Annotated in this window: 18 protein-coding genes, 1 pseudogene and 1 riboswitch; of the genes and pseudogenes, 14 read left to right on the plus strand and 5 right to left on the minus strand. The window is 72.7% G+C overall.

Annotated elements, in window-relative coordinates:
• Positions 1-81 precede the first annotated feature (81 nt).
• From ACRAKH_RS06800 to ACRAKH_RS06850, 11 genes and pseudogenes are all read left to right on the plus strand, one after another.
• Complete coding sequence (locus tag ACRAKH_RS06800; protein ID WP_380722418.1) at positions 82-1,347, plus strand: glutamate-5-semialdehyde dehydrogenase; 1,266 nt, start codon at positions 82-84, stop codon at positions 1,345-1,347.
• Positions 1,344-1,904 carry a TetR/AcrR family transcriptional regulator gene (locus ACRAKH_RS06805; protein ID WP_380722416.1) on the plus strand — a complete coding sequence of 187 codons (561 nt, stop codon included), beginning with the start codon at positions 1,344-1,346 and terminating at the stop codon, positions 1,902-1,904. The genes ACRAKH_RS06800 and ACRAKH_RS06805 overlap by 4 nt, the downstream gene beginning before the upstream one ends.
• 58 nt (positions 1,905-1,962) lie before the next feature.
• The gene (locus ACRAKH_RS06810) at positions 1,963-3,147 is read left to right on the plus strand and encodes a cytochrome P450 (RefSeq protein WP_447009688.1); all 1,185 of its coding nucleotides are present in this window, start codon (positions 1,963-1,965) and stop codon (positions 3,145-3,147) included.
• Positions 3,148-3,151: 4 nt separating this feature from the next.
• Positions 3,152-3,373: a ferredoxin gene (locus ACRAKH_RS06815; protein ID WP_380722412.1), complete on the plus strand. Its 222-nt coding sequence runs from the start codon at positions 3,152-3,154 to the stop codon at positions 3,371-3,373.
• 197 nt (positions 3,374-3,570) lie between these two features.
• Positions 3,571-4,164 (plus strand): nicotinate-nucleotide adenylyltransferase, encoded by a 594-nt coding sequence (gene nadD / locus ACRAKH_RS06820; RefSeq protein WP_380722410.1) that lies wholly within the window; start codon positions 3,571-3,573, stop codon positions 4,162-4,164.
• Between the two features lie 69 nt (positions 4,165-4,233).
• The gene (gene rsfS / locus ACRAKH_RS06825) at positions 4,234-4,620 is read left to right on the plus strand and encodes a ribosome silencing factor (protein ID WP_380722408.1); all 387 of its coding nucleotides are present in this window, start codon (positions 4,234-4,236) and stop codon (positions 4,618-4,620) included.
• Positions 4,617-5,231 (plus strand): histidine phosphatase family protein, encoded by a 615-nt coding sequence (locus ACRAKH_RS06830; protein WP_380722406.1) that lies wholly within the window; start codon positions 4,617-4,619, stop codon positions 5,229-5,231. Before rsfS ends, ACRAKH_RS06830 begins: the two co-directional genes overlap by 4 nt.
• A complete protein-coding gene (gene octT / locus ACRAKH_RS06835; protein WP_380722404.1) occupies positions 5,228-5,959 on the plus strand; it encodes a diglucosylglycerate octanoyltransferase in 732 nt (243 codons plus the stop codon). Before ACRAKH_RS06830 ends, octT begins: the two co-directional genes overlap by 4 nt.
• A gap of 11 nt (positions 5,960-5,970) precedes the next feature.
• A complete protein-coding gene (locus ACRAKH_RS06840; RefSeq protein WP_380722402.1) occupies positions 5,971-6,813 on the plus strand; it encodes a DegV family protein in 843 nt (280 codons plus the stop codon).
• Between the two features lie 85 nt (positions 6,814-6,898).
• Positions 6,899-7,624 (plus strand): helix-hairpin-helix domain-containing protein, encoded by a 726-nt coding sequence (locus ACRAKH_RS06845; protein WP_380722400.1) that lies wholly within the window; start codon positions 6,899-6,901, stop codon positions 7,622-7,624.
• A 256-nt stretch (positions 7,625-7,880) separates the two neighbouring features.
• Positions 7,881-10,157 (plus strand): annotated as a pseudogene (locus ACRAKH_RS06850) (DNA internalization-related competence protein ComEC/Rec2); the annotation flags it as partial.
• 604 nt (positions 10,158-10,761) lie between these two features.
• On the opposite strand, the gene thrC reads toward ACRAKH_RS06850, so the two are convergent.
• On the minus strand, positions 10,762-12,024 hold the full coding sequence (gene thrC, locus ACRAKH_RS06855; RefSeq protein WP_380722398.1) for a threonine synthase: 1,263 nt from the start codon (positions 12,022-12,024) through the stop codon (positions 10,762-10,764).
• Between the two features lie 11 nt (positions 12,025-12,035).
• A riboswitch (SAM riboswitch) is annotated at positions 12,036-12,151 on the minus strand.
• 95 nt (positions 12,152-12,246) lie between these two features.
• Between thrC and holA the strand changes: the two genes are divergently transcribed.
• Positions 12,247-13,230 carry a DNA polymerase III subunit delta gene (gene holA, locus ACRAKH_RS06860; RefSeq protein WP_380722396.1) on the plus strand — a complete coding sequence of 328 codons (984 nt, stop codon included), beginning with the start codon at positions 12,247-12,249 and terminating at the stop codon, positions 13,228-13,230.
• Between the two features lie 249 nt (positions 13,231-13,479).
• Here the strand turns inward: holA and rpsT are convergent, their stop codons facing one another.
• Positions 13,480-13,740, minus strand: coding sequence for a 30S ribosomal protein S20 (gene rpsT / locus ACRAKH_RS06865; RefSeq protein WP_380722394.1), 261 nt, complete (start codon positions 13,738-13,740; stop codon positions 13,480-13,482).
• Between the two features lie 132 nt (positions 13,741-13,872).
• Complete coding sequence (locus tag ACRAKH_RS06870) at positions 13,873-16,149, minus strand: glycoside hydrolase family 3 N-terminal domain-containing protein (RefSeq protein ID WP_380722392.1); 2,277 nt, start codon at positions 16,147-16,149, stop codon at positions 13,873-13,875.
• A 185-nt stretch (positions 16,150-16,334) separates the two neighbouring features.
• Here ACRAKH_RS06870 and ACRAKH_RS06875 point away from each other — a divergent pair, with 185 nt between their 5' ends.
• A complete protein-coding gene (locus ACRAKH_RS06875) occupies positions 16,335-17,138 on the plus strand; it encodes a sulfite exporter TauE/SafE family protein (RefSeq protein WP_380722390.1) in 804 nt (267 codons plus the stop codon).
• Here ACRAKH_RS06875 and ACRAKH_RS06880 read toward each other — a convergent pair.
• The gene (locus ACRAKH_RS06880) at positions 17,107-17,886 is read right to left on the minus strand and encodes a VOC family protein (RefSeq protein WP_380722388.1); all 780 of its coding nucleotides are present in this window, start codon (positions 17,884-17,886) and stop codon (positions 17,107-17,109) included. The two genes, ACRAKH_RS06875 and ACRAKH_RS06880, sit on opposite strands and share 32 nt — an antisense overlap.
• 76 nt (positions 17,887-17,962) lie before the next feature.
• Between ACRAKH_RS06880 and ACRAKH_RS06885 the strand changes: the two genes are divergently transcribed.
• Positions 17,963-18,418 carry an MscL family protein gene (locus ACRAKH_RS06885; RefSeq protein ID WP_380722386.1) on the plus strand — a complete coding sequence of 152 codons (456 nt, stop codon included), beginning with the start codon at positions 17,963-17,965 and terminating at the stop codon, positions 18,416-18,418.
• A 40-nt stretch (positions 18,419-18,458) separates the two neighbouring features.
• On the opposite strand, the gene ACRAKH_RS06890 is transcribed toward ACRAKH_RS06885, so the two are convergent.
• Positions 18,459-18,656, minus strand: a complete 198-nt coding sequence (locus tag ACRAKH_RS06890; protein WP_380722384.1) for a hypothetical protein — start codon at positions 18,654-18,656, stop codon at positions 18,459-18,461.

Consider the following 18,656-nt stretch of genomic DNA (forward strand, 5'->3'; position numbering starts at 1 on the left):
ATCGAGTGCACCGTGCCGCCGTGTCCAGCCCTGTGAGAACCTCGAAGACAGCCACGACCGGGTGACCGTAGGCTGAACGACGTGACTGATGACCTGCGCGAACAGGTGCACGCCGCCGCCCGGCGCGCCCGTGTCGCCGCCAACGAGCTCGTCCTCGCCACCCGTGAGCGCAAGGACGCCGCACTGCACGAGATGGCCGCCGCGCTGCGCACCCGCGTCGCCGAGGTGCTGGAGGCCAACGCCAAGGACCTCGAGGCGGGCCGGGCCGCCGGCCTCAACCAGGGCCTGCTCGACCGCCTCGCGCTGACCGAGGCGCGCGTCGAGGGCGTGGCCCGGGGCTTGGAGACGGTCGCCGGCCTGGCCGACCCGGTCGGCGAGGTGCTGCGCGGCTCGATCCTGCCGAACGGGCTGGAGCTGAAGCAGGTCCGCGTCCCGATGGGCGTGGTGGGCATGGTCTACGAAGCCCGCCCGAACGTCACCGTGGACGCGGCCGGACTGGCGTTGAAGTCGGGCAACGCGGCGCTGCTGCGCGGCTCGTCGTCCGCCGAGCACTCGAACACGGCGCTCGTCGCGATCCTGCGCGACGCGCTGGAGGCCGTCGGCCTGCCCGCCGACTCCGTGCAGCTCCTCCCGTGCCACGACCGCGCCTCCGTCACCCACCTGATCACCGCGCGCGGCCTGGTGGACCTGGTGATCCCGCGCGGCGGCGCGGGGCTGATCAACGCCGTCGTGCAGCAGGCCACCGTGCCGACCATCGAGACCGGCGTGGGCAACGTGCACGTGTACGTGGACGCGAGCGCGGACCTCGACATGGCCCAGCGCATCGTGCTCAACTCCAAGACCCGCCGGACGAGCGTGTGCAACGCGGCCGAGTCGCTGCTGGTGCACGCGGCGATCGCGGACGAGTTCGTGCCGCGCGTCACCGACGCCCTCCGGAAGGAGAACGTCACCATCCACGGTGACGAGCGGTTCGCGAGAGACCCCCGGGTCCAGCCCGCGACCGACGAGGACTGGGACACCGAGTACCTGTCGCTGGACATCGCCGCCCGCGTGGTCGACTCGATCGACGAGGCCATCGCGCACATCGCCGCGCACGGCTCCGGTCACACGGAGGCCATCGTGACCAGCGACCTCGCCGCGGCCCGCCGGTTCACCACCAGGGTCGACGCGGCGGCGGTCATGGTCAACGCGTCCACCGCGTTCACCGACGGCGGCGAGTTCGGCATGGGCGCGGAGATCGGCATCTCCACCCAGAAGCTGCACGCCCGCGGTCCGATGGGGCTGGCCGAGCTGACGTCGTCCAAGTGGGTGGTCTGGGGCGAGGGGCACGTCCGGCCGTCGTCGTGAGCAGGCCCCGGGACGCCGCCGCGACCAAGGCGGCGTTGCTGGAGGCGGCGACGAAGCTGTTCGGCGAACGGGGGTTCGACCGCACGACGGTGCGTGACATCGCGACCCTGGCGGGCGTGAACCAGGCCTTGCTGTTCCGCTACTTCGGCAGCAAGGACGCACTCTTCGCGACCGTGCTGGCCACGCAGAGCCGTGAGCTGCTGGAGGACTCGCCCGCCGAACGCCTGTTGCGCACCGTGCTGCTGCGCGTGATGGAGGACAAGCCGAGGCGCGAGGACCACCCGCTGTACGCGGTGCTGCGGTCCTCGCACCACGACTCGGCGGCCGACGTCGTGCGGCAGCAGCTGGGGGAGGAGTACGCGCGCGCTCTGGCGTCGCTCACGGACGCGGACGACGCCGAGCTGCGCGCGGACCTCGTGCTGGCGTGGGTGGTGGGGATCGGCGTGCTGCGCGCCGTCTTCGCCAAGCAGCCGCTCGCGGGCGCGGACCGGGAGGCGGTGGCGGAGCTGGTGACCAGGGCCGCCGCCGTCCTGCTGGAGCACACGGAAGTCGGTTGACGGTCCGTAGCGATCTGCCTACTGTCGGAAGTAAGCGAATGCTTACATGGGGGTACCGATGGAGATCAGGTCCTACCCGTTCACCGAGCCCGACGACCTCGTGCTCAACCCCACCTACCTGGAGCTGCAGCGGGACGAGCCCGTGGCGCGGGTCCGGCTGCCGTACGGCGGGGACGGGTGGCTGGCCACCCGGTACGAGGACGCCAAGACCGTGCTCGCCGACCCCAGGTTCAGCCGCGCGGCGGTGATGGAGCCGGGCGCCGACGTGCCGCGCACCCTGCCGTCCATGCCGGCGGAGGCGAACATCCTGAGCATGGACCCGCCGGACCACACGCGGCTGCGCAGGCTGGTCGCGAAGGCGTTCACGGCGCGGCGCACCGAGCAGCTGCGCGAGCGCGCCCAGGAGATCGTGGACGGGCTGCTGGACGACGTGGAGCGGCAGGGTCCGCCCGCGGACCTGGTCGAGGCGCTGGCCATGCCGCTGCCCATCACGATCATCTGCGAGATGCTCGGCGTGCCGTACGAAGACCGGGCCGCGTTCCGCGCCTGGTCGGAGGCGGCGGTGGCGATCTCCGCGTTCACGTACGACGAGATCCTCGCGGCGAACGAGTCGCTGCGGACGTACATGGCCGGCCTGGTCGAGCGCAAGCGCGTCGAGCCCGGTGACGACATGCTGTCCGTGCTGGTCGCGGCGCACGACAACGAGGACCGGCTCAGCGCCCAGGAGCTGGTGTCGTTCGGGGTGGCGCTGCTGGTCGCGGGGCACGAGACCACCGCGAACCAGATCGGCAACTTCGTCTACCAGCTGTTGCGCATGCCCGACCGGCTCGGCGAGCTGCGCGCCGACCCGTCGCTGGTGCCGGCCGCCGTCGAGGAGCTGCTGAGGTTCACCCCGCTGGGTGGTTCCGCGGGCTTCCCCCGGATCGCGACCGCGGAGGTCGAGCTGTCCGGCGTCACGATCAAGCCGGGCGAGGCGGTGTTCGTCAACAACGTCGCCGCGAACCGCGACCCCTCGGTGTTCGAGAACCCGAACGAGGTCGACTTCCACCGCGAGCACAACCCGCACATCATGTTCGGCCACGGCGCGCACCACTGCATCGGCGCCCCGCTGGCCCGGATGGAGCTCCAGGTCGCCATCGGTTCCCTCCTCAAGAGGTTCCCGTTGCTCCGACTGGACGGTGACGTCACGTTCAAGAAGGGCAGACTGATCCGTGGCCCGCAGTCGCTCTCGGTGAGGTGGTAGTCGCATGGGGAAGTGGACGATCGAACTGGACCGGGGCGCGTGCATCGGCACCGGTATGTGCACGGCCACCGCGCCGGGCCACTTCCGGTTCGAGGGAGGCACGGCCACGCCGGTCAACGAGGCCGTGGAGCCCGACGACGCGGTGGTCGACGCGGCCGAGTCGTGCCCGATGGAGGCCATCCTGGTGCGCGACTCGGACGGCTCGGTGCTCGCGCCGCAGCTCTAGCGAAAAAAGTTCCGCCGATCGCGTCATGGGTGCGTGAGCCGCGCGTCCCATGGTCGCGCGGCCCTGATTCGGGGTGGGCCGAGCGATCCGCGGAGGCGGCCTGCTCCCCCGGGGCCGCGGCCGGGAGTCGAGTGCGCGGGTGGCCTTTCGGGGAGCGACCGGCCGCCCGCGCACCACCCGAACTAGGCTCACTTCCCATGTCCAAGCGGCGTATCGGCGTCATGGGTGGCACGTTCGACCCGGTGCACCACGGCCACCTGGTCGCGGCCAGCGAGGTGCAGGCTCGGTTCGACCTCGACGAAGTGGTGTTCGTGCCGACCGGCCAGCCCTGGCAGAAGAGCGAGCGCGAGGTCAGCGCCGCCGAGGACCGGTACCTGATGACGGTCATCGCCACCGCGTCGAACCCGAGGTTCTCGGTCAGCCGGGTGGACATCGACCGGGCCGGGCCGACGTACACGATCGACACGCTCACGGACCTGAAGGTCACGCACCCGGACGCCGACCTGTTCTTCATCACCGGCGCGGACGCGTTGGAGCAGATCCTGTCGTGGCGGCGGGCGGACGACGTGTTCGACCTCGCCCACTTCATCGGGGTCACCCGACCGGGTTACGAGCTGCACGACACGCACCTGCCGCCGGGCGTGGTGTCGCTGGTGGAGGTGCCCGCGATGGCCATCTCGTCGACCGCCGTGCGCGCCCGGACGGCCTCCGGACTGCCCGTCTGGTACCTCGTCCCGGACGGTGTCGTTCAATACATCAGCAAGCGCCGGCTTTACTCGATGCCGGACTGAGCCCGGACGCCGGTACCCTCATTGACTCGTGCGGGCGTATAGGCGTCCGCCGGTGTGATGAGGAGTGACGTGGCAGCCACCGACGAGGCACGACGGTTGGCGCTGGTCGCCGCGAGCGCGGCAGCCGACAAGAAGGCGCACGACGTGATCGTGCTCGACGTGTCCGACCAGCTGGTGATCACGGACGTCTTCGTGATCGCCTCCGCCGCCAACGAGCGGCAGGTCGGCGCGATCGTGGACAGCGTTGAGGAGAAGTTGCGCGAGGCCGGCCGCAAGCCGGTGCGCCGTGAGGGCGCGCGCGAAGGTCGATGGGTCCTGCTGGACTTCGTGGACGTGGTGGTGCACGTCCAGCACTCGGAGGAGCGCAGCTTCTACGGCCTGGAGCGGCTGTGGAAGGACTGCCCGCGGATCGAGTTCGACGCCGGCGCCGGGGCCGACGAGGTCGCCGAGGCATGACCCTGAACCGGCTCGTGCTGTGGCGGCACGGTGAGACCGACTACAACGCGACCGGCCGCATGCAGGGCCACCTCGACTCGGCGTTGACCGAGGTCGGGTGGAACCAGGCGCGGTTCGCGGTGCCGGTCCTCGCCGGGTTCGCACCCGAGCTGGTGGTCGCCTCCGACCTGCACCGGGCGCGGGACACCGCGACGGTGTTCACGGACGCGACCGGTGTTCCCCTGCGGATCGACGAACGGCTGCGGGAGACCCACCTGGGCAAGTGGCAGGGGCTCACCTCGACCGAGATCGAGGCGGAGTGGCCGGGCTCGCTGGACCGGTGGCGGGCCGACGGCACCCTGGCGCCGCCGGACGGCGAGACGCGCGTGGAGGTCGCCGAGCGCGCGCTCGCCGTCGTGTCCGACGTGGACGCGGAGTTCTCCGGGACGGTCATGCTGTGCGCGCACGGCGGCCTGATCAGCGCGTTGACCGGCCGGTTGCTGGAGTTGCCGGTGGACCGGTGGGCGCTGCTCGGCGGCATCGGCAACTGCCACTGGACCGTGTTCACCCGCCGGCCGCACGGCGACGGCCGGTGGCGGCTGTCGTCGTACAACGCCGGAACCACCAGGTGAGACTGCTCGTCCTCGGCGATTCGCTGACGTTCCACGGGCCGCGAGGGCCCTTGCCCGCCGATCACCCCCGGCTGTGGCCGAACGTCGCCGCGTCGGCGCTGGGCGGGCACGCGGAGCTGGCGGCGGGGTTCGGCTGGACCGCCCGTGACGCCTGGTGGTCGCTCACCGGCGACCCCAGGGTGTGGTCGCTCCTGCCGCGCACCGACGTGGTGGTGCTGGCAGTGGGGCACATGGACACGCTGCCGTCGCCGTTGCCGACGTTCCTGCGGCAAGGGCTGCGCTACCTGCGGCCGGACGGCGTGCGGCGGCGTGCGCGGGCGGGGTACCGGGCGGTGCAGCCGGTGCTGTCGCGGGTGCTCGGCGGGCGTCCGGTGGCGTTGCCGCCGCGCCTGACCGTGCGGTACCTGGACGACTCGGTGCGCGCTGTGCGTGCTCTTGAGCCGGGTATCAGGGTGGTCGGGATGACACCCTCTGTGCACCGTTCGCCGGCTTACGGGGGCGTTCACAGTGGACGTGCGGCGGCTGAGCGCGCGCTGCGCGTGTGGGCGGCGGGCGCGGACGTGCCGCTGCTGGACGTGCCGCCGCTGGTGGGCGAGCACGTTCGGTCACGGCGTGGCAACCCGGACGGCATGCACTGGGGCTGGGAAGGCCACGACCTGGTCGGGCACGCGATGGCGGAACTGATCCGGTCCGTGGCGGTCAGCCACTCGGGTCGGGCGGAGCCGTAGTCTCGGCACTCGTGTCCACCACGATCGTCACCGACTCCACGGCGTACCTGCCCGAGGGGTTCGCCGAGCGGCACGGGATCAGGATCGTGCCGCTGCACGTCGCCGTGGACGGTCGCAGCAGGCTGGACGGCGTCGACTTCGGTCCGGTGGAGCTGGCGGCGGCACTCGGCGAGCACCGCCGGGTGACCACGTCGCGGCCGACGCCCGGCGAGCTGGCCGAGGTGTACCGCTCGGTTCTCGCGGAGGGCGCCGACTCGGTGGTGTCCGTGCACCTGTCCCGTGACCTGTCGGGCACGTGGGAGGCCGCCCGGCTGGCCGCCGAGGAGGTCGACCCGACCCGGATCAGGGTGGTCGACTCGCGGGCCACGGGCATGGGGCTGGGTTTCGCCGCGCTGGCCGCGAGTGCGGCCGGCGGCGACGGCGCGTGCGCGGAGGAAGCGGCCGCGGCGGCGGCGGCGCGCGTCAAGATGTTCTTCTGCGTGGAAACGCTCGACCACCTGCGGCGGGGCGGCCGGATCGGCGCCGCCGCGGCCCTGGTCGGGACCGCGCTGGCGGTGAAGCCGCTGCTGCACGTCGACGACGGCCGGATCGTGCCGCTGGAGAAGGTGCGCACGATGAGCCGGGCGATCGGCCGCCTGGTCGACCTGGCGGCGTCGGCGGCGGGTTCCGGGCCGGTCGGCCTGGCTGTCCACCACTTGGCCGCGCCGGAGCGCGCGGCGGAACTCGCGACCCGGCTCGACGAACGCGTCCCCGGCTCGACCGGCTGCCTGATTTCCGAGGTGGGAGCCGTGATCGGCGCGCACACGGGCCCCGGTGTGCTTGGCGTGGTGGTCCTGCCCGGAGGCTATTCCTAGCCCGCTTTATCCATCATTTCCGAGTTGTCCACAGATTCCCGATCGCCGCCGCACGCCCTGGTCCACCCGGCCTAACGTCGACCACATGTTCGACCGCAAACCGGAAACCACAGCAGCCCGTCTCAAAGCCCTCATCTCGCAGGAGCGGGGCAGACACCGGGCCTCCGACGCCGAGACGCTCGTCTTCGTCTCGTCGGACGGCGGCTCGAGCCCGCCCGGCTCCCTCCGCCGCCTGCTGCGCCGCTGGCTGCCGGAGCAGGCCCTCCCACACCGCCGCCGAGTCCTCGTCGCGGGCGTCATGGCGGGCGTCGCGCTGGCGGTTGCCCTGGCCCTGTGGTGGCAGCGCCCGCTCCCGGAGGTCCCACCCGACCTCCCGGTGGCCGAGGCCGCCGCCGTGACCCACAGCGTCGAACAGCTGGTGGTCAACGTCGTGGGCCAGGTGCCCACGCCGGGACTGGTGACCGTGCCCAGCGGCGCCAGGGTGGCCGACGCGCTCCAGGCGGCGGGCGGAGCCAACCCCGGCGCCGACCTGACCGCGCTCAACCTCGCCCGCAAGGTCGCCGACGGCGAGCAGATCGCCGTGGGCATCCCGGCCCCGCTGCCGGAAGGCCCGGCCACCGCGCCGCTGAACGTGAACACCGCCACCAAGGACCAGCTCGACACGTTGCCGGGCGTCGGCCCGGTGACGGCGCAGCGCATCGTCGACCGAAGGCAGAAACGCGGCCCCTTCACGTCCTTGGAGCAGCTGGGCGAGATCGAGGGCATCGGCGACGCGAAGCTCGCCAAGCTCCGCGACCTGGTCCGCCTCTGACGCCTCGCGCGCCATCTCCTCCACCCCTCACCCAGGAGCACGCCATGACTCCGACTCGCCTCGACTTCTTCCGCCGCCTCCTCTCCCGCCGGCCCCACGTCCGGCGTGGAGGGCGCAGGAACCACCCCGATCACCGCCACCGCATCCGTCAACTGTTCGACCGCGCCCGCCGCCTGCCCGTCTTCGTCCGCCGGGTTGCCGCCACCCGCACGTGCCGTTCCACCGCGGGACGGTCGCCGCTCCGCTGGGCGGGGTCGTGAACCCCCGCGCGCACCTCGTCCCGGCCGCGCTCGCGGTGTGGGCGACGGCCATCGCCGGGCTGCTCTGGGCCTGGTGGGCGGCGGTCGTGGTCGGTTTGGCCGCCGCCGTCATCGGCGGCCTGGCACTGCGGCCGTGGCGACCGGCGGCGGTCGCGGTGGCGGTCGCGGCTCCGGTGGCCGCGTGCTGGATCGGCGTGCAGGTCCACAGCGCGGCTCACCACCCACTCCGCGCGGCAGCCGGGAGCGGAACGCCCACCACCGTCCACTTCGAACTCGACGACCGGCCGCACGGCTTGCGCTCCAGCGGTTTCGGCTCGCGGGCCGGAGGCGTCGACCTCGTGCTGGTCCGCGCGACGCTCGACGACGGCGCCCGGATCGCCGTGCTCGCCCCGGCGGCGCGGTGGCGGACCTTGTTGCCAGGCCAGGAAGTCACCGCCCGCGGCACCCTCGCCCCGCCGCGGGGAGGCGAGCTGACCGTTGCGGTGCTGAGGGTCCGCGGCCCTCCGCGGGAGGTGACCGAAGCGCCGCTGTGGCAACGCGTGGCCGAAGACGTCCGCGCCGGGCTGCGCCGCGCGAGCACCGCGCTCGACCCGGAGCCGGCCGGGCTGCTGCCCGCGCTCGTCGTCGGCGACACCTCCGGTCTCTCGCCCAGGGTGATCGAGGAGTTCCGGACCGCCGGCCTCGCCCACGTGCTGGCCGTCAGCGGCGCCAACCTGGCGATCTTGTGCGGAGCGGTCCTGTTGCTGCTGAGGCTGCTCCGGGCTGGCCCTCGCGGCTGCGCGGCGGGTGCGATGGTCGCGCTGGTCGGGTTCGTGGTGTTGGCTGGGCCGGAGCCCAGTGTGCTGCGGGCGGCCGTGATGGGCGCGGTGGCGTTGCTCGCGCTGGTGCTGGGGCGGGAGCGGTCGGCGTTGCCGGCGCTCGCGGCCGCGGTGGTGGTCCTGGTCCTCTACGACCCGGAACTGGCCACCGAACCGGGGTTCGGGCTGTCGGTCGTGGCGACGGCGGCGCTGGTGCTCCTCGCGCCGAGGTGGGCCGTCGCGATGAAGGAGCGCGGCGTCCCGGTCGGACTCGCCGAGGCGCTGGCGGTGCCGATGGCCGCCAACCTGGCGACCGCGCCGCTGGTCGCAGGCCTGTCCGGGCAGGTGAGCCTGGTCGCGGTGCTGGCGAACCTGCTGGTGGCGCCGGTGGTCGCCCCGGCGACGGTGCTCGGCGTGCTGGCCGCCGTGCTGGCGCAGGTGAACGAACCGGTGGCACGGCTCGTGGTCGAGGTGGCGGGTCCGGCGGCGAGCTGGCTGATCACCGTCGGCCGGCACGCGGCGGCGGTGCCGGGCGCGGCGGTCGGGTGGCCGGGCGGGTGGGCCGGCGGGGCGTTGCTGGCCGTGGTGCTGGTGGTCGGCTACGCGATCACCAGGCTGCGCCGGGTGCGGACGCTGGTGGTGGCCGCGGTGATCGGTGCGGTGGTGGTGGCCGTCCCCGTGGGGGTGGTCTCACCCGGTTGGCCCGTGCCGGGCTGGTCGGTGGTGGCCTGCGACGTGGGGCAGGGCGACGCGGTGGTGCTGGCCACCACCGAGCGTGACCGGGTGGTGCTCGTGGACACCGGCCCGGACCCGGTGCCGGTGCTGTCGTGCCTGCGCCGGCTCGGGGTGCGGCGCATCCCGCTGGTGGTCCTCAGCCACCTGCACGCCGACCACGTCGGCGGGTTGGCCGCGGTGCTGGCGGAGCGGGGCGTGGGCGCGGTGGCCGTGGGGCCGTCGCGGCAACCGGAGTGGGCGTGGGAGGAGGTTCGGGGTCGGGCGCGGGCTGCGGGTGTCCGCGTGGTCGAGCTGGGCGCCGGGCAGCGGATGAGCTGGCCGGGTCTGGACCTCGACGTGCTGGGTCCGCGGGCGGACCCGATGGGCGGGACGAACACGGCGGTCAACGACGCGTCGCTGGTGCTGCGGGCCACGACCCCGGCCGGCCGGGTGCTGTTGACCGGCGACATCGAGTTGGCCGGGCAGGCGGACCTGCTCGGCGGGCACGTCGACCTGCGGGCGGACGTGCTGAAGGTGCCGCACCACGGTTCGCGGTACTCGTCGCCGGAGTTCCTGGCGGCGGTGCGGCCGCGGATCGCCCTGGTGAGCGTCGGTGCGCGCAACCGCTACGGCCACCCGAGCGGCGTGCTGGTCGACGCCCTCACCAGGCAAGGCGCGCTGGTGCTGCGCACCGACCGGGACGGCGACACCGCCGTCCTCACCGGCCCGGACGGGCCGCGGGTCGCCCGCCGGGGCGGGCCGACCGACCACGGGCAGAGCGCTGGACAAGGCAACGCACGACCCAACGGACAAGGGGAGAACCATGAAGAACGACGTTTGGATCCGACTGCACGCGGGCTGGGTGCGGAACAACGGCGACCGGGCGGTGGGGTGGGCGCTGTGGCAGCCCGGGTACACCGCCCAGCCGTGGCCGCGCGACGAACTGCGTCCCGGCTTCACCTACTACGTGTGCGAGGACCTGCGCGGAGGTGGACGCGGCATCGTCGCCCGCGCGACCACGACCGGGGTGATCCGCCTGGCGCAGGTGCCGTCGGCCACCGCCGCCTACCGCCTGGTCGCCGACGCCCTGTTCGACGCCGACCTGTCCATGTCACCGGAGGAGTGGCACGCCGAGCGCTACAACCAGGAGAAGGAGAAACGCCCGTGGCCCCAACTGCTGACCGCCTGGCGCGTGGTCACCGAGCAGGTGGGTCCGCACGTCCTGCCGGAACTGGCGGCGTTCCCCCGCACCGGCTGGCTGCGTTCCTCCCGGATCGCCCTGTGACCGCCCGCGCCGCGACCGCCGCCGTCACCGCACGCCCTGGGCCGGCCCGCCGGCGGCAGACCGGCGGCGGGCCGGGTGGACTCAGTCCTGGAGCGCCTTCAGCACGGCCTCCGCCGACGGCGGGACGTTGGCCCGCGGGCCGACGCGGTCGCCGAGCGCGTCGAGGGTCTTCAGGCCGTCGCCGGTGATCAGCAGCACCGTCTCGCCGTCCGGGTCGAGCTGACCGGTCTCGATGAGCTTCTTCGCGGTCGCCACGGTCACGCCGCCGGCGGTCTCGGCGAAGATGCCCTCGGTGCGGGCCAGGAGGCGGATGCCCTCGACGACCTCTTCGTCCGTGACGTCCTCGATCGCGCCGTTGGTGCGGCGGACGGCGTCCAGCACGTAGGGCCCGTCGGCGGGGGCGCCGATGGCCAGCGAGCGGGCGATGGTGTCCGGGCGGACCGGGGTGACCACGTCCAGGCCCGCCTTGTAGGCGGCCGAGACGGGGGAGCAGCCGGTGGCCTGCGCGCCGAACACCCGGTACGGGGTCTCCTCGACCAGGCCGAGGCTGCCCAGCTCGCGGAACGCCTTGTCGACCTTGGTCAACTGGGAGCCGGACGCGATGGGCACCACGATCTGGTCGGGCAGCCGCCAGCCGAGCTGCTCGGCGACCTCGTAGCCGAGCGTCTTGGAGCCCTCGGCGTAGTAGGGGCGGACGTTGACGTTGACGAACGCCCAGTCCTCGTGCTCGGCCGCCAGTTCCTGGGCCAGCCGGTTCACGTCGTCGTAGTTGCCGTCGACGGTGATCAGGTTGCCGCCGTACACGGCGGTCATGAGGATCTTCGCCCGCTCCAGGCTGGACGGCACCAGGACCACCGACTGCCAGCCGGCGCGGGCCGCGGCGGCGGCGACGGCGTTGGCGAGGTTGCCGGTGGACGGGCAGGCCAGGACCTTGAAGCCGAGCTCGCGGGCGGCGGCGAGGGCGACGCCGACGACGCGGTCCTTGAACGAGTGGGTCGGGTTGCCGGTGTCGTCCTTCACCCAGACCTTGCGCACGCCCAGCGCCTTGGCGAGGCGGTCGGCCTCGACCAGGCGGGTGGCGCCGGGGTTGGTGTTGGGGTGCGACTCCACGTTGGACGGAACGGGGAGGAGGCCGCGGTAGCGCCAGATCGACCGGGGGCCGGCTTCGATGTCCTCACGGCGGACCCGGCCGAAGTCGTAGGCCACTTCCAGCGGCCCGAAACACTCAAGACAGGCGTACTCGGGGGCGAGCGGCGTCTCGTGCCCGCATTCGCGACAGGACAGTGCCCGGGCAGGACCGAGGTCGAAGGAGGTGGTGGCCGAGGGCACACTGACAGCAGTCATCGCGAGGTATCTCCTCATCTTTCCCGCGCGTCGCGGGTCGGAATTGGCACCGTGGTCGCCAGCGCACGCTGAACGACGGGTTGCCGGGGCTTCTTCGGGCCGATCCCTCTGCCCCTCTGGATGAGCGGTATTCAGTTGTGCCGTCAAAGTACGTCACGATCCCGACCCTCAGCCAGCGACGTCCACCATCCGGACGTCGGTCGACCGTGGGAGGATCGCGCCGTGAGTTCGCCCGCTGACGCGTCCAACGCCGTGCACCTGATCATCGGCGAGGAGGAGTTGCTGGTCGAGCGCGCGGTGCGCGGTGCGCTGGACGCGGCCCGGAAGCTCGATTCCCAGGCCGACCTGACCAGGGTTCGCGTGACGGATCTCACCGTGCCTGAGCTGGCCGAACTGGTGAGCCCGTCGCTGTTCGCCGAGGGGCGCGTCATCGCCCTGGAGGCGGCGCAGGAGGTGGGCAAGGAGATCGCCGACGCGGTCGTCGCCTACGCCAAGGCGCCGGCCGACGGGGTGACGCTGGTCGTCATCCACACCGGCGGCGGGCGCAGCAAGGTGGCCAAGGACCTGCCGGGCGCGCTGCGCAAGGCGGGCGCCCGGGTGACCGAGTGCCCGAAGATCACCAAGGCCGCGGACCGCGAGGCGTTCGTGCGCAACGAGATCCGTTCGGCCGGTGGCGGCAAGGCCGACCCGGAGGCCGTCGCGGCGCTGATCGAGGCGGTCGGGTCAGACCTGCGCGAGCTGGCCGCGGCCGCCTCGCAACTGGTCGCCGACACCGCCGGCAAGGTCGACGCCGAAGCCGTCCGCCGCTACCACCGGGGCAGGGCCGAGGTGACCGGCTTCGCGGTGGCGGAGAAGGCGGTGATGGGCGACCGGGCCGGCGCGCTGGAGGCGTTGCGCTGGGCGATCCAGCTCGGCGTGCCGCACGTGCTGGTCGCCGACGCGCTCGCCGACGCGGTCCGGACGATCGCGCGGGTGTCGGCGGTCGGCCGGGGCGACCCGTTCAAGCTCGCGGGTGAACTCGGCATGCCGCCGTGGAAGGTGAAGAAGGCGCAGGGGCAGTCGCGCGGCTGGGACGACCGGGGCATCGCGGCGGCGATGGCGGTGGTCGCCGACCTCAACGCCGACGTGAAGGGCGTCGCGGCCGACTCGGGCTACGCCCTGGAACGCGCCGTGCTGAAGATCGTCGCCGCCCACGGCCGCCGCTAACCTCCCGTCCCGCAACCGCCCGGCCCCGCGGTCGCCCCGGCTCCACGGCAGACCTCACGTCGCCGCGAACCGACAACCCGGCGAACCGCCAACGGCGGGACCCACCTCGCCGCGAGCCGTGCCTGACGGCGAACCGGCCCTCTCCGGATCCCCCGCCACGGCACCCGGCTGGCGGCCCTGGGTGGGCATGTGAAAGCGCCGCCCGCCCCGTGCGGGGCGAGCGGCGCCTTCGGCTTGCTCAGGTCCAGATCAGATCTGGTTGGCGCGCTTGGCCAGCGCCGACTTCTTGTTGGCGGCCTGGTTGGCGTGGATCACGCCCTTGGAGACGGCCTTGTCGAGCTTGCGCGAGGCGTCCTGCGCCAGCGCGACGGCCTTCTCCTTGTCACCGGCCTCGGCGGCCTCACGGAACTTGCGGATCGCGGTCTTGAGCGACGACTTGACGGCCTTGTTGCGCAGGCGCGCCTTCTCGTTGGTCTTGATCCGCTTCAGCTGGGACTTGATGTTCGCCACGCGAAAGCCACCTTTTCCTCGGTCCAGGGGTCGTACCGCGCTTGTCACCGGCTCCGCCCCCTGGGATCAGGGGCGGTTTTCCTCCACAGCGGAATGCCGCGCGGGTACGGCCTGGAAGGATATCAGGGCAGCTCACCGCACCGTGAATCGAGCCCTCCCGTCACCGACGACGACGTCGTAGTCGCCCTTGGCCACCTCGGGCTTGCCGGAGCCGTCCATGTCGCCCGCGGTCACGGCGAGGCGCTTCACGTCGAACGCCACCTCGACGGTCCGCTGCTCGCCCGCCTTCAGCGCGACCCGGGTGAAGCCGACCAGGCGACGGTCCGGCGTCAGCACCTTGCTGACCGGCTGGTGCACGTACACCGGCACGACGAGCGTCCCGTCCCGCTGACCGGTGTTGGCGACGGTCACCGACACCTTCACCTGGTCGTCGCGGCGCGCCTCGGCGGACTTCACCGTCGGCGCGGACGTGGTGAACGTGGTGTACGACAGGCCGTGCCCGAACGCGAACGCCGGGTCGTACGCGGAGCTCTCGCCGGCGTTGGCGCCACGCAGCTGGTCGTACGAGAACGGCTGGTCACCGACGGTCTTCGGCCACGACACGGGCAGCTTGCCGCTGGGGTTGACGGCGCCGAACAGCACGTCGGCGATCGCGCCGCCGCCCTCGGAGCCGGGCAGCCAGCCCGCGACCAGCGCGGGCGCGTCGGCCACCGTGCCGAGCACCTGCGGCCGGCCGGTGAGCAGCACCACGACGACGGGCTTGCCGGTCGCCCGCACGGCGTCCACGAGCCCCTGCTGGTCCGCGGTCAGCGCCGGGGCCTCGGTGTCGGCCTCGCCCTCCGCGCCGGGGTCCTCGCCGAGCACCACGACGACGGCGTCGGCGTCACCGGCCTGCGCGACCGCCTCGGCCCGCGTCGGGGCGCTCACCACGTTGGCGGACGGCGCGGCGGCCCGGATGCCCTGCAGCACCGTCACCGTCGGGGGCAGCGGGGACCAGGTCGGCACGCCCTGCCAGCCGACGGTCCAGCCGCCGAGCTGCCGGGCCACCGAGTCGGCCGCGTCACCGGTCACGACGAGCTTGCCGGCGCCGGTCGACAGGGGCAGCACGCCGTCGTTGCGCAGCAGCACGGTGCTCTCCGCCGCGGCCTGCCGGGCCAGGGGGCGGTCGGCGTCGTTCACGATCGCGTCGGCCCGCTCCGGGTCCACGAACGGCTTCTCGAACAGCCCGAGGTCGAACTTGAGCTTCAGGATGCGCCGCACGGCCTGGTCGATCCGCTTGCCGGGGATCGCGCCGCCGCGCACGCCCGCCAGCAGCCCGGCGGTGAACTCCGCCGCGTTGGACGGCTCCATCGCCATGTCCACGCCGGCGTTGACGGCCATCGCGATGGCCTCCTCGTAGTCCGCCGCCACGTGGTAGCGGTCCACCAGGAACCGGATGTCCTCCCAGTCGGTGATGGCCACGCCCCGGAAGCCCATCCGCTCGCGCAGCTGCGTCGTGAGCAGGTACTTCGACGCGTGGGCCGGCACGCCGTTCACCGCGCCCGAGTTGATCATCACGGTGCCGACGCCGGCGTCGAACTGCGGCTGGAACGCGGGCAGCACGGTGTCCTGGAGGTACCGGATCGGCAGCTGGGCCGGCGCCCGGTCGTGGCCGTTGAACGGCTCGGAGTAGCCCGCGAAGTGCTTGGCGGTCGCGGTGAGCTTCGCCGTGCCGTCGGTCGGGTCGCCCTGCTGCCCGCGCACGTTCGCCGCGGCCAGGGAACCGGCCAGCACGGGGTCCTCGCTGTACGTCTCGTAGTACCGGCCCCAGCGGGTGTCGCGGGCGATGTCGGACACGGGCGCGAAGTTCCAGAACACGCCGGTGGCGCGCATGGCCCGACCGGTGGACGCGCCCAGCCGCTCCAGCAGCTCCGGGTTCCACGTCGCCCCGAGGCCGATCTGGTGCGGGAACATGGTGGCGCTGACGACGTTCGAGTGGCCGTGCACGCCGTCCGCGCCGTAGATCAGCGGGATGCGCAGCCGGCTGTGGTCCAGCGCGTACTTCTGGATGGCGTTGGTCATCTCCGCCCACGCGCGGGGCGTGTTGGGGTTCGGCGCGTCGCCGCCGCCGGACAGGATGGAGCCGACCTTCGCGTCCTCCAGGACGGCCTTCATGCAGTCCGCGCGCAGCGGACCGGGGTTCCACTCGCAGTTGCCGCGCAGCTTGCCCAGCCGGATCTGGGTCATCTGGCCGACCTTCTCCTCCAGCGTCATGCGCTTGAGGAGGTCGTCGACCCGCCGGTCGACCGGCGCGCGGGCGTCCAGGTACTCCTGACCCGGTGGTTCGACGATGCCGCTGGCCTGTGCTCCGGTGACCAGCAGGGCCAGCGCGACCATCGCTCCGAGCGCGGTGCGCTTGCGGGATCTCAACACCGAGAACCTCCACGTGGATCAGGGGACACACCCGGGATCACCCTTCACCGCGTGACGCAGCGCACAACAGGGCCGAACGGCGTATTTGGGAGCGCTCCCAGATCGGCGGCGAATCCCGTCACCAGCGGAGGCGGTGGTCACATCGAATAAAGCAGTACGCGTGTCCGGTTACGCTGGTGGCCGTGACCGCCGCTCTCGACTGGCCCGGCTTCGGGCAGATCTCGCTCGCCGCGCTGCTGTTCCTCTGCCTGGCCGCCGCCCTCGCCGGCGCGGTGGACGCGGTGGTCGGCGGCGGCGGGCTGATCCAACTGCCCGCGCTGCTGTTGGTCGCGCCCGGCGGCCAGCCCTTGTACGCGCTGGCCACGAACAAGATCGCGTCCGTGGTCGGCACGACCGCCGCGGTGCGCACGTACGCCCGGCAGACGACCGTCGACTGGTGGTCGGCGCTGCCGATGGCGGTGGCCGCGTTCGTCGGCGCGGTGGGCGGCGCGGCGTTCGCGGGGGCGTTGGCGCCCGGCGTGCTGAACGGCGTGGTGCTCGTCGCGCTGGTCGGCGTCGGCCTCTACACGTGGCGCAAGCCGCACCTGGGCGTGGCCGAGACGCCGAGGTTCGCGCGCGTCGCGCAGATCGCGCTGATGGCCGCGGGCGGCGCGGTGATCGGCTTCTACGACGGCCTGGCCGGACCGGGCACCGGCACGTTCCTGGTGTTCCTGCTGGTGGGTGTGGTCGGGTTCGCGTTCCTGCGCGCCTCGGCCACCGCGAAGATCGTCAACGTCGCCACGAACCTGGGCGCGCTCCTGTACTTCATCCCGGCCGGGAAGGTGTTGTGGGGCCTGGGTTTGGTGCTCGCCCTGTGCAACGTGACGGGCGCGGTGTTCGGGGCGCGGCTCGCCGTGCGGCGCGGATCGGCGTTCGTGCGCCGGGTGTTCCTCACCGTCGTCGTCGCGCTGGTGGTCAGTCTGGGGTGGAAGGCGGCGACTGGATGACCCGGAACGTCGCGCCCATCGGGTCGCCGACCGTGGTGAACCGGCCGAACCGCGACTCGACCACGTCGCCGACCGTGACGCCGCCCAGCTCGCGGACCTTCTCGGCCGCCGCGTCGGCGTCGGACACCGCGAAGTAGGTCATCCAGTGCGGCGGGATCTCGGCCGGGATCTCGTTGGCCATCCCGAAGATGCCCGCCACCGCGCGGCCGTCCACCTGGAGCTGGGTGTACGGGAAGTCGGGCAGCGGGTCGAGGCCGACGCCGAACACCTGCTGGTAGAACTCCGCCGCGCCGAACGGGTCGCGCGTCGCCAGCTCGTTCCACACCACCGCGCCCGGCTCGTTCACCACGTAAGCGCCGATGTGCGTGCCCGCCTCCCACAGCCCGAACGCCGCGCCCGACGGGTCCACCGCGATCGCGCCGCGGCCCGGACCGCCGGTGTCGAACTCCGGCACGAGCACCTTGCCGCCGTTGGCGCTGAGCGCCTCGATCGACTCGTCGAGGTCGTCGGTGGCCAGGTACGTCGTCCACACCACGGGGAACATCGCGTCCGGCGGCATCTCGCCGAACCCGGCCACGGGCAGGCCGCGCACCAGGGCCATCGTGTAGTGGCCGGTCTCCGGGCCGCCGATCTCGAAGTCCCAGCCGAACAGGCCGCCGTAGAAGTCCATGGTGGCCTGCCGGTCGGTGGTCATCATGTCGACCCAGGCCGGCGTGCCGGGCGTGTACGGGGAGTTCAGCTCGCTCACCTCGCCTACGGTCGCATCGGCAGCCGCGGACCGCGAGTTGATCACCCGAACGTGTGGCTCAAGGCCGGTGGCGGTGATGGCCGATTCACCGAGGGTGAAGAAGCTGTGGTTGGAGTTCAAGGGCTTCGCCCTGGGCGGCAACATGTTCGACCTGGCGCTGGGCTTCATCATCGGCACGGCGTTCGCCGCCCTGGTGGAGAGCCTGGCGGGCAACGTGCTGATGCAGCTGGTCGCCGCGATCTTCGGCCAACCGGACTTCGGCGGGCTGGTGCTCACGGTCAACGAGGCCGAGATCCGCTACGGCGCGTTCCTGACCGAGCTGTTGAGCTTCCTGCTGCTGGGCCTGGTGCTGTTCGGCCTGGTGAAGCTGATGAAGTTGGCCAAGCTCGGCAACTTCCGGGCGCAGGGTTCCCGCGAGTGCCCGCGCTGCAAGGAGTTCATCGCGGTGGACGCCGACAAGTGCAAGTGGTGCACCGCCGACGTCCGCCCCGAGGTGGTGGACGACGACGAAGGCGCGTCGCCCGCTTACTAGTCGCTCTCGCGCGGACGCCTAGTCGCTCTCGCGCGGACGCCTAGTCGCTCTTGCGCGGACGACCGCGCCGGGGTTGGTCGGCGGCCCCGGAGGGCAGCCGACCGGCTTCGGCGAGCGCGCGGCGCAGCAGGAACTCGATCTGCGCGTTCGTGCTGCGCAACTCGTCGTTCGCCCACCTCGCCAGCGCGTCGTGGACGGCCGGGTCGAGGCGCAACAGGACGCTCTTGCGCTCGGCCAC

Source organism: Saccharothrix hoggarensis, assembly GCF_052936025.1.

What these genes read in the sequence shown, in the direction of transcription:
- nadD (WP_380722410.1), top strand. Translation starts at nt 3,571, where the DNA reads ATGTCCAAGCGGCGTATCGGCGTCATGGGTGGCACGTTCGACCCGGTG.
- thrC (WP_380722398.1), bottom strand. Translation starts at nt 12,024, where the DNA reads ATGACTGCTGTCAGTGTGCCCTCGGCCACCACCTCCTTCGACCTCGGT.
- ACRAKH_RS06815 (WP_380722412.1), top strand. Translation starts at nt 3,152, where the DNA reads ATGGGGAAGTGGACGATCGAACTGGACCGGGGCGCGTGCATCGGCACC.
- ACRAKH_RS06885 (WP_380722386.1), top strand. Translation starts at nt 17,963, where the DNA reads ATGGCCGATTCACCGAGGGTGAAGAAGCTGTGGTTGGAGTTCAAGGGC.
- ACRAKH_RS06830 (WP_380722406.1), top strand. Translation starts at nt 4,617, where the DNA reads ATGACCCTGAACCGGCTCGTGCTGTGGCGGCACGGTGAGACCGACTAC.
- ACRAKH_RS06810 (WP_447009688.1), top strand. Translation starts at nt 1,963, where the DNA reads ATGGAGATCAGGTCCTACCCGTTCACCGAGCCCGACGACCTCGTGCTC.
- ACRAKH_RS06845 (WP_380722400.1), top strand. Translation starts at nt 6,899, where the DNA reads ATGTTCGACCGCAAACCGGAAACCACAGCAGCCCGTCTCAAAGCCCTC.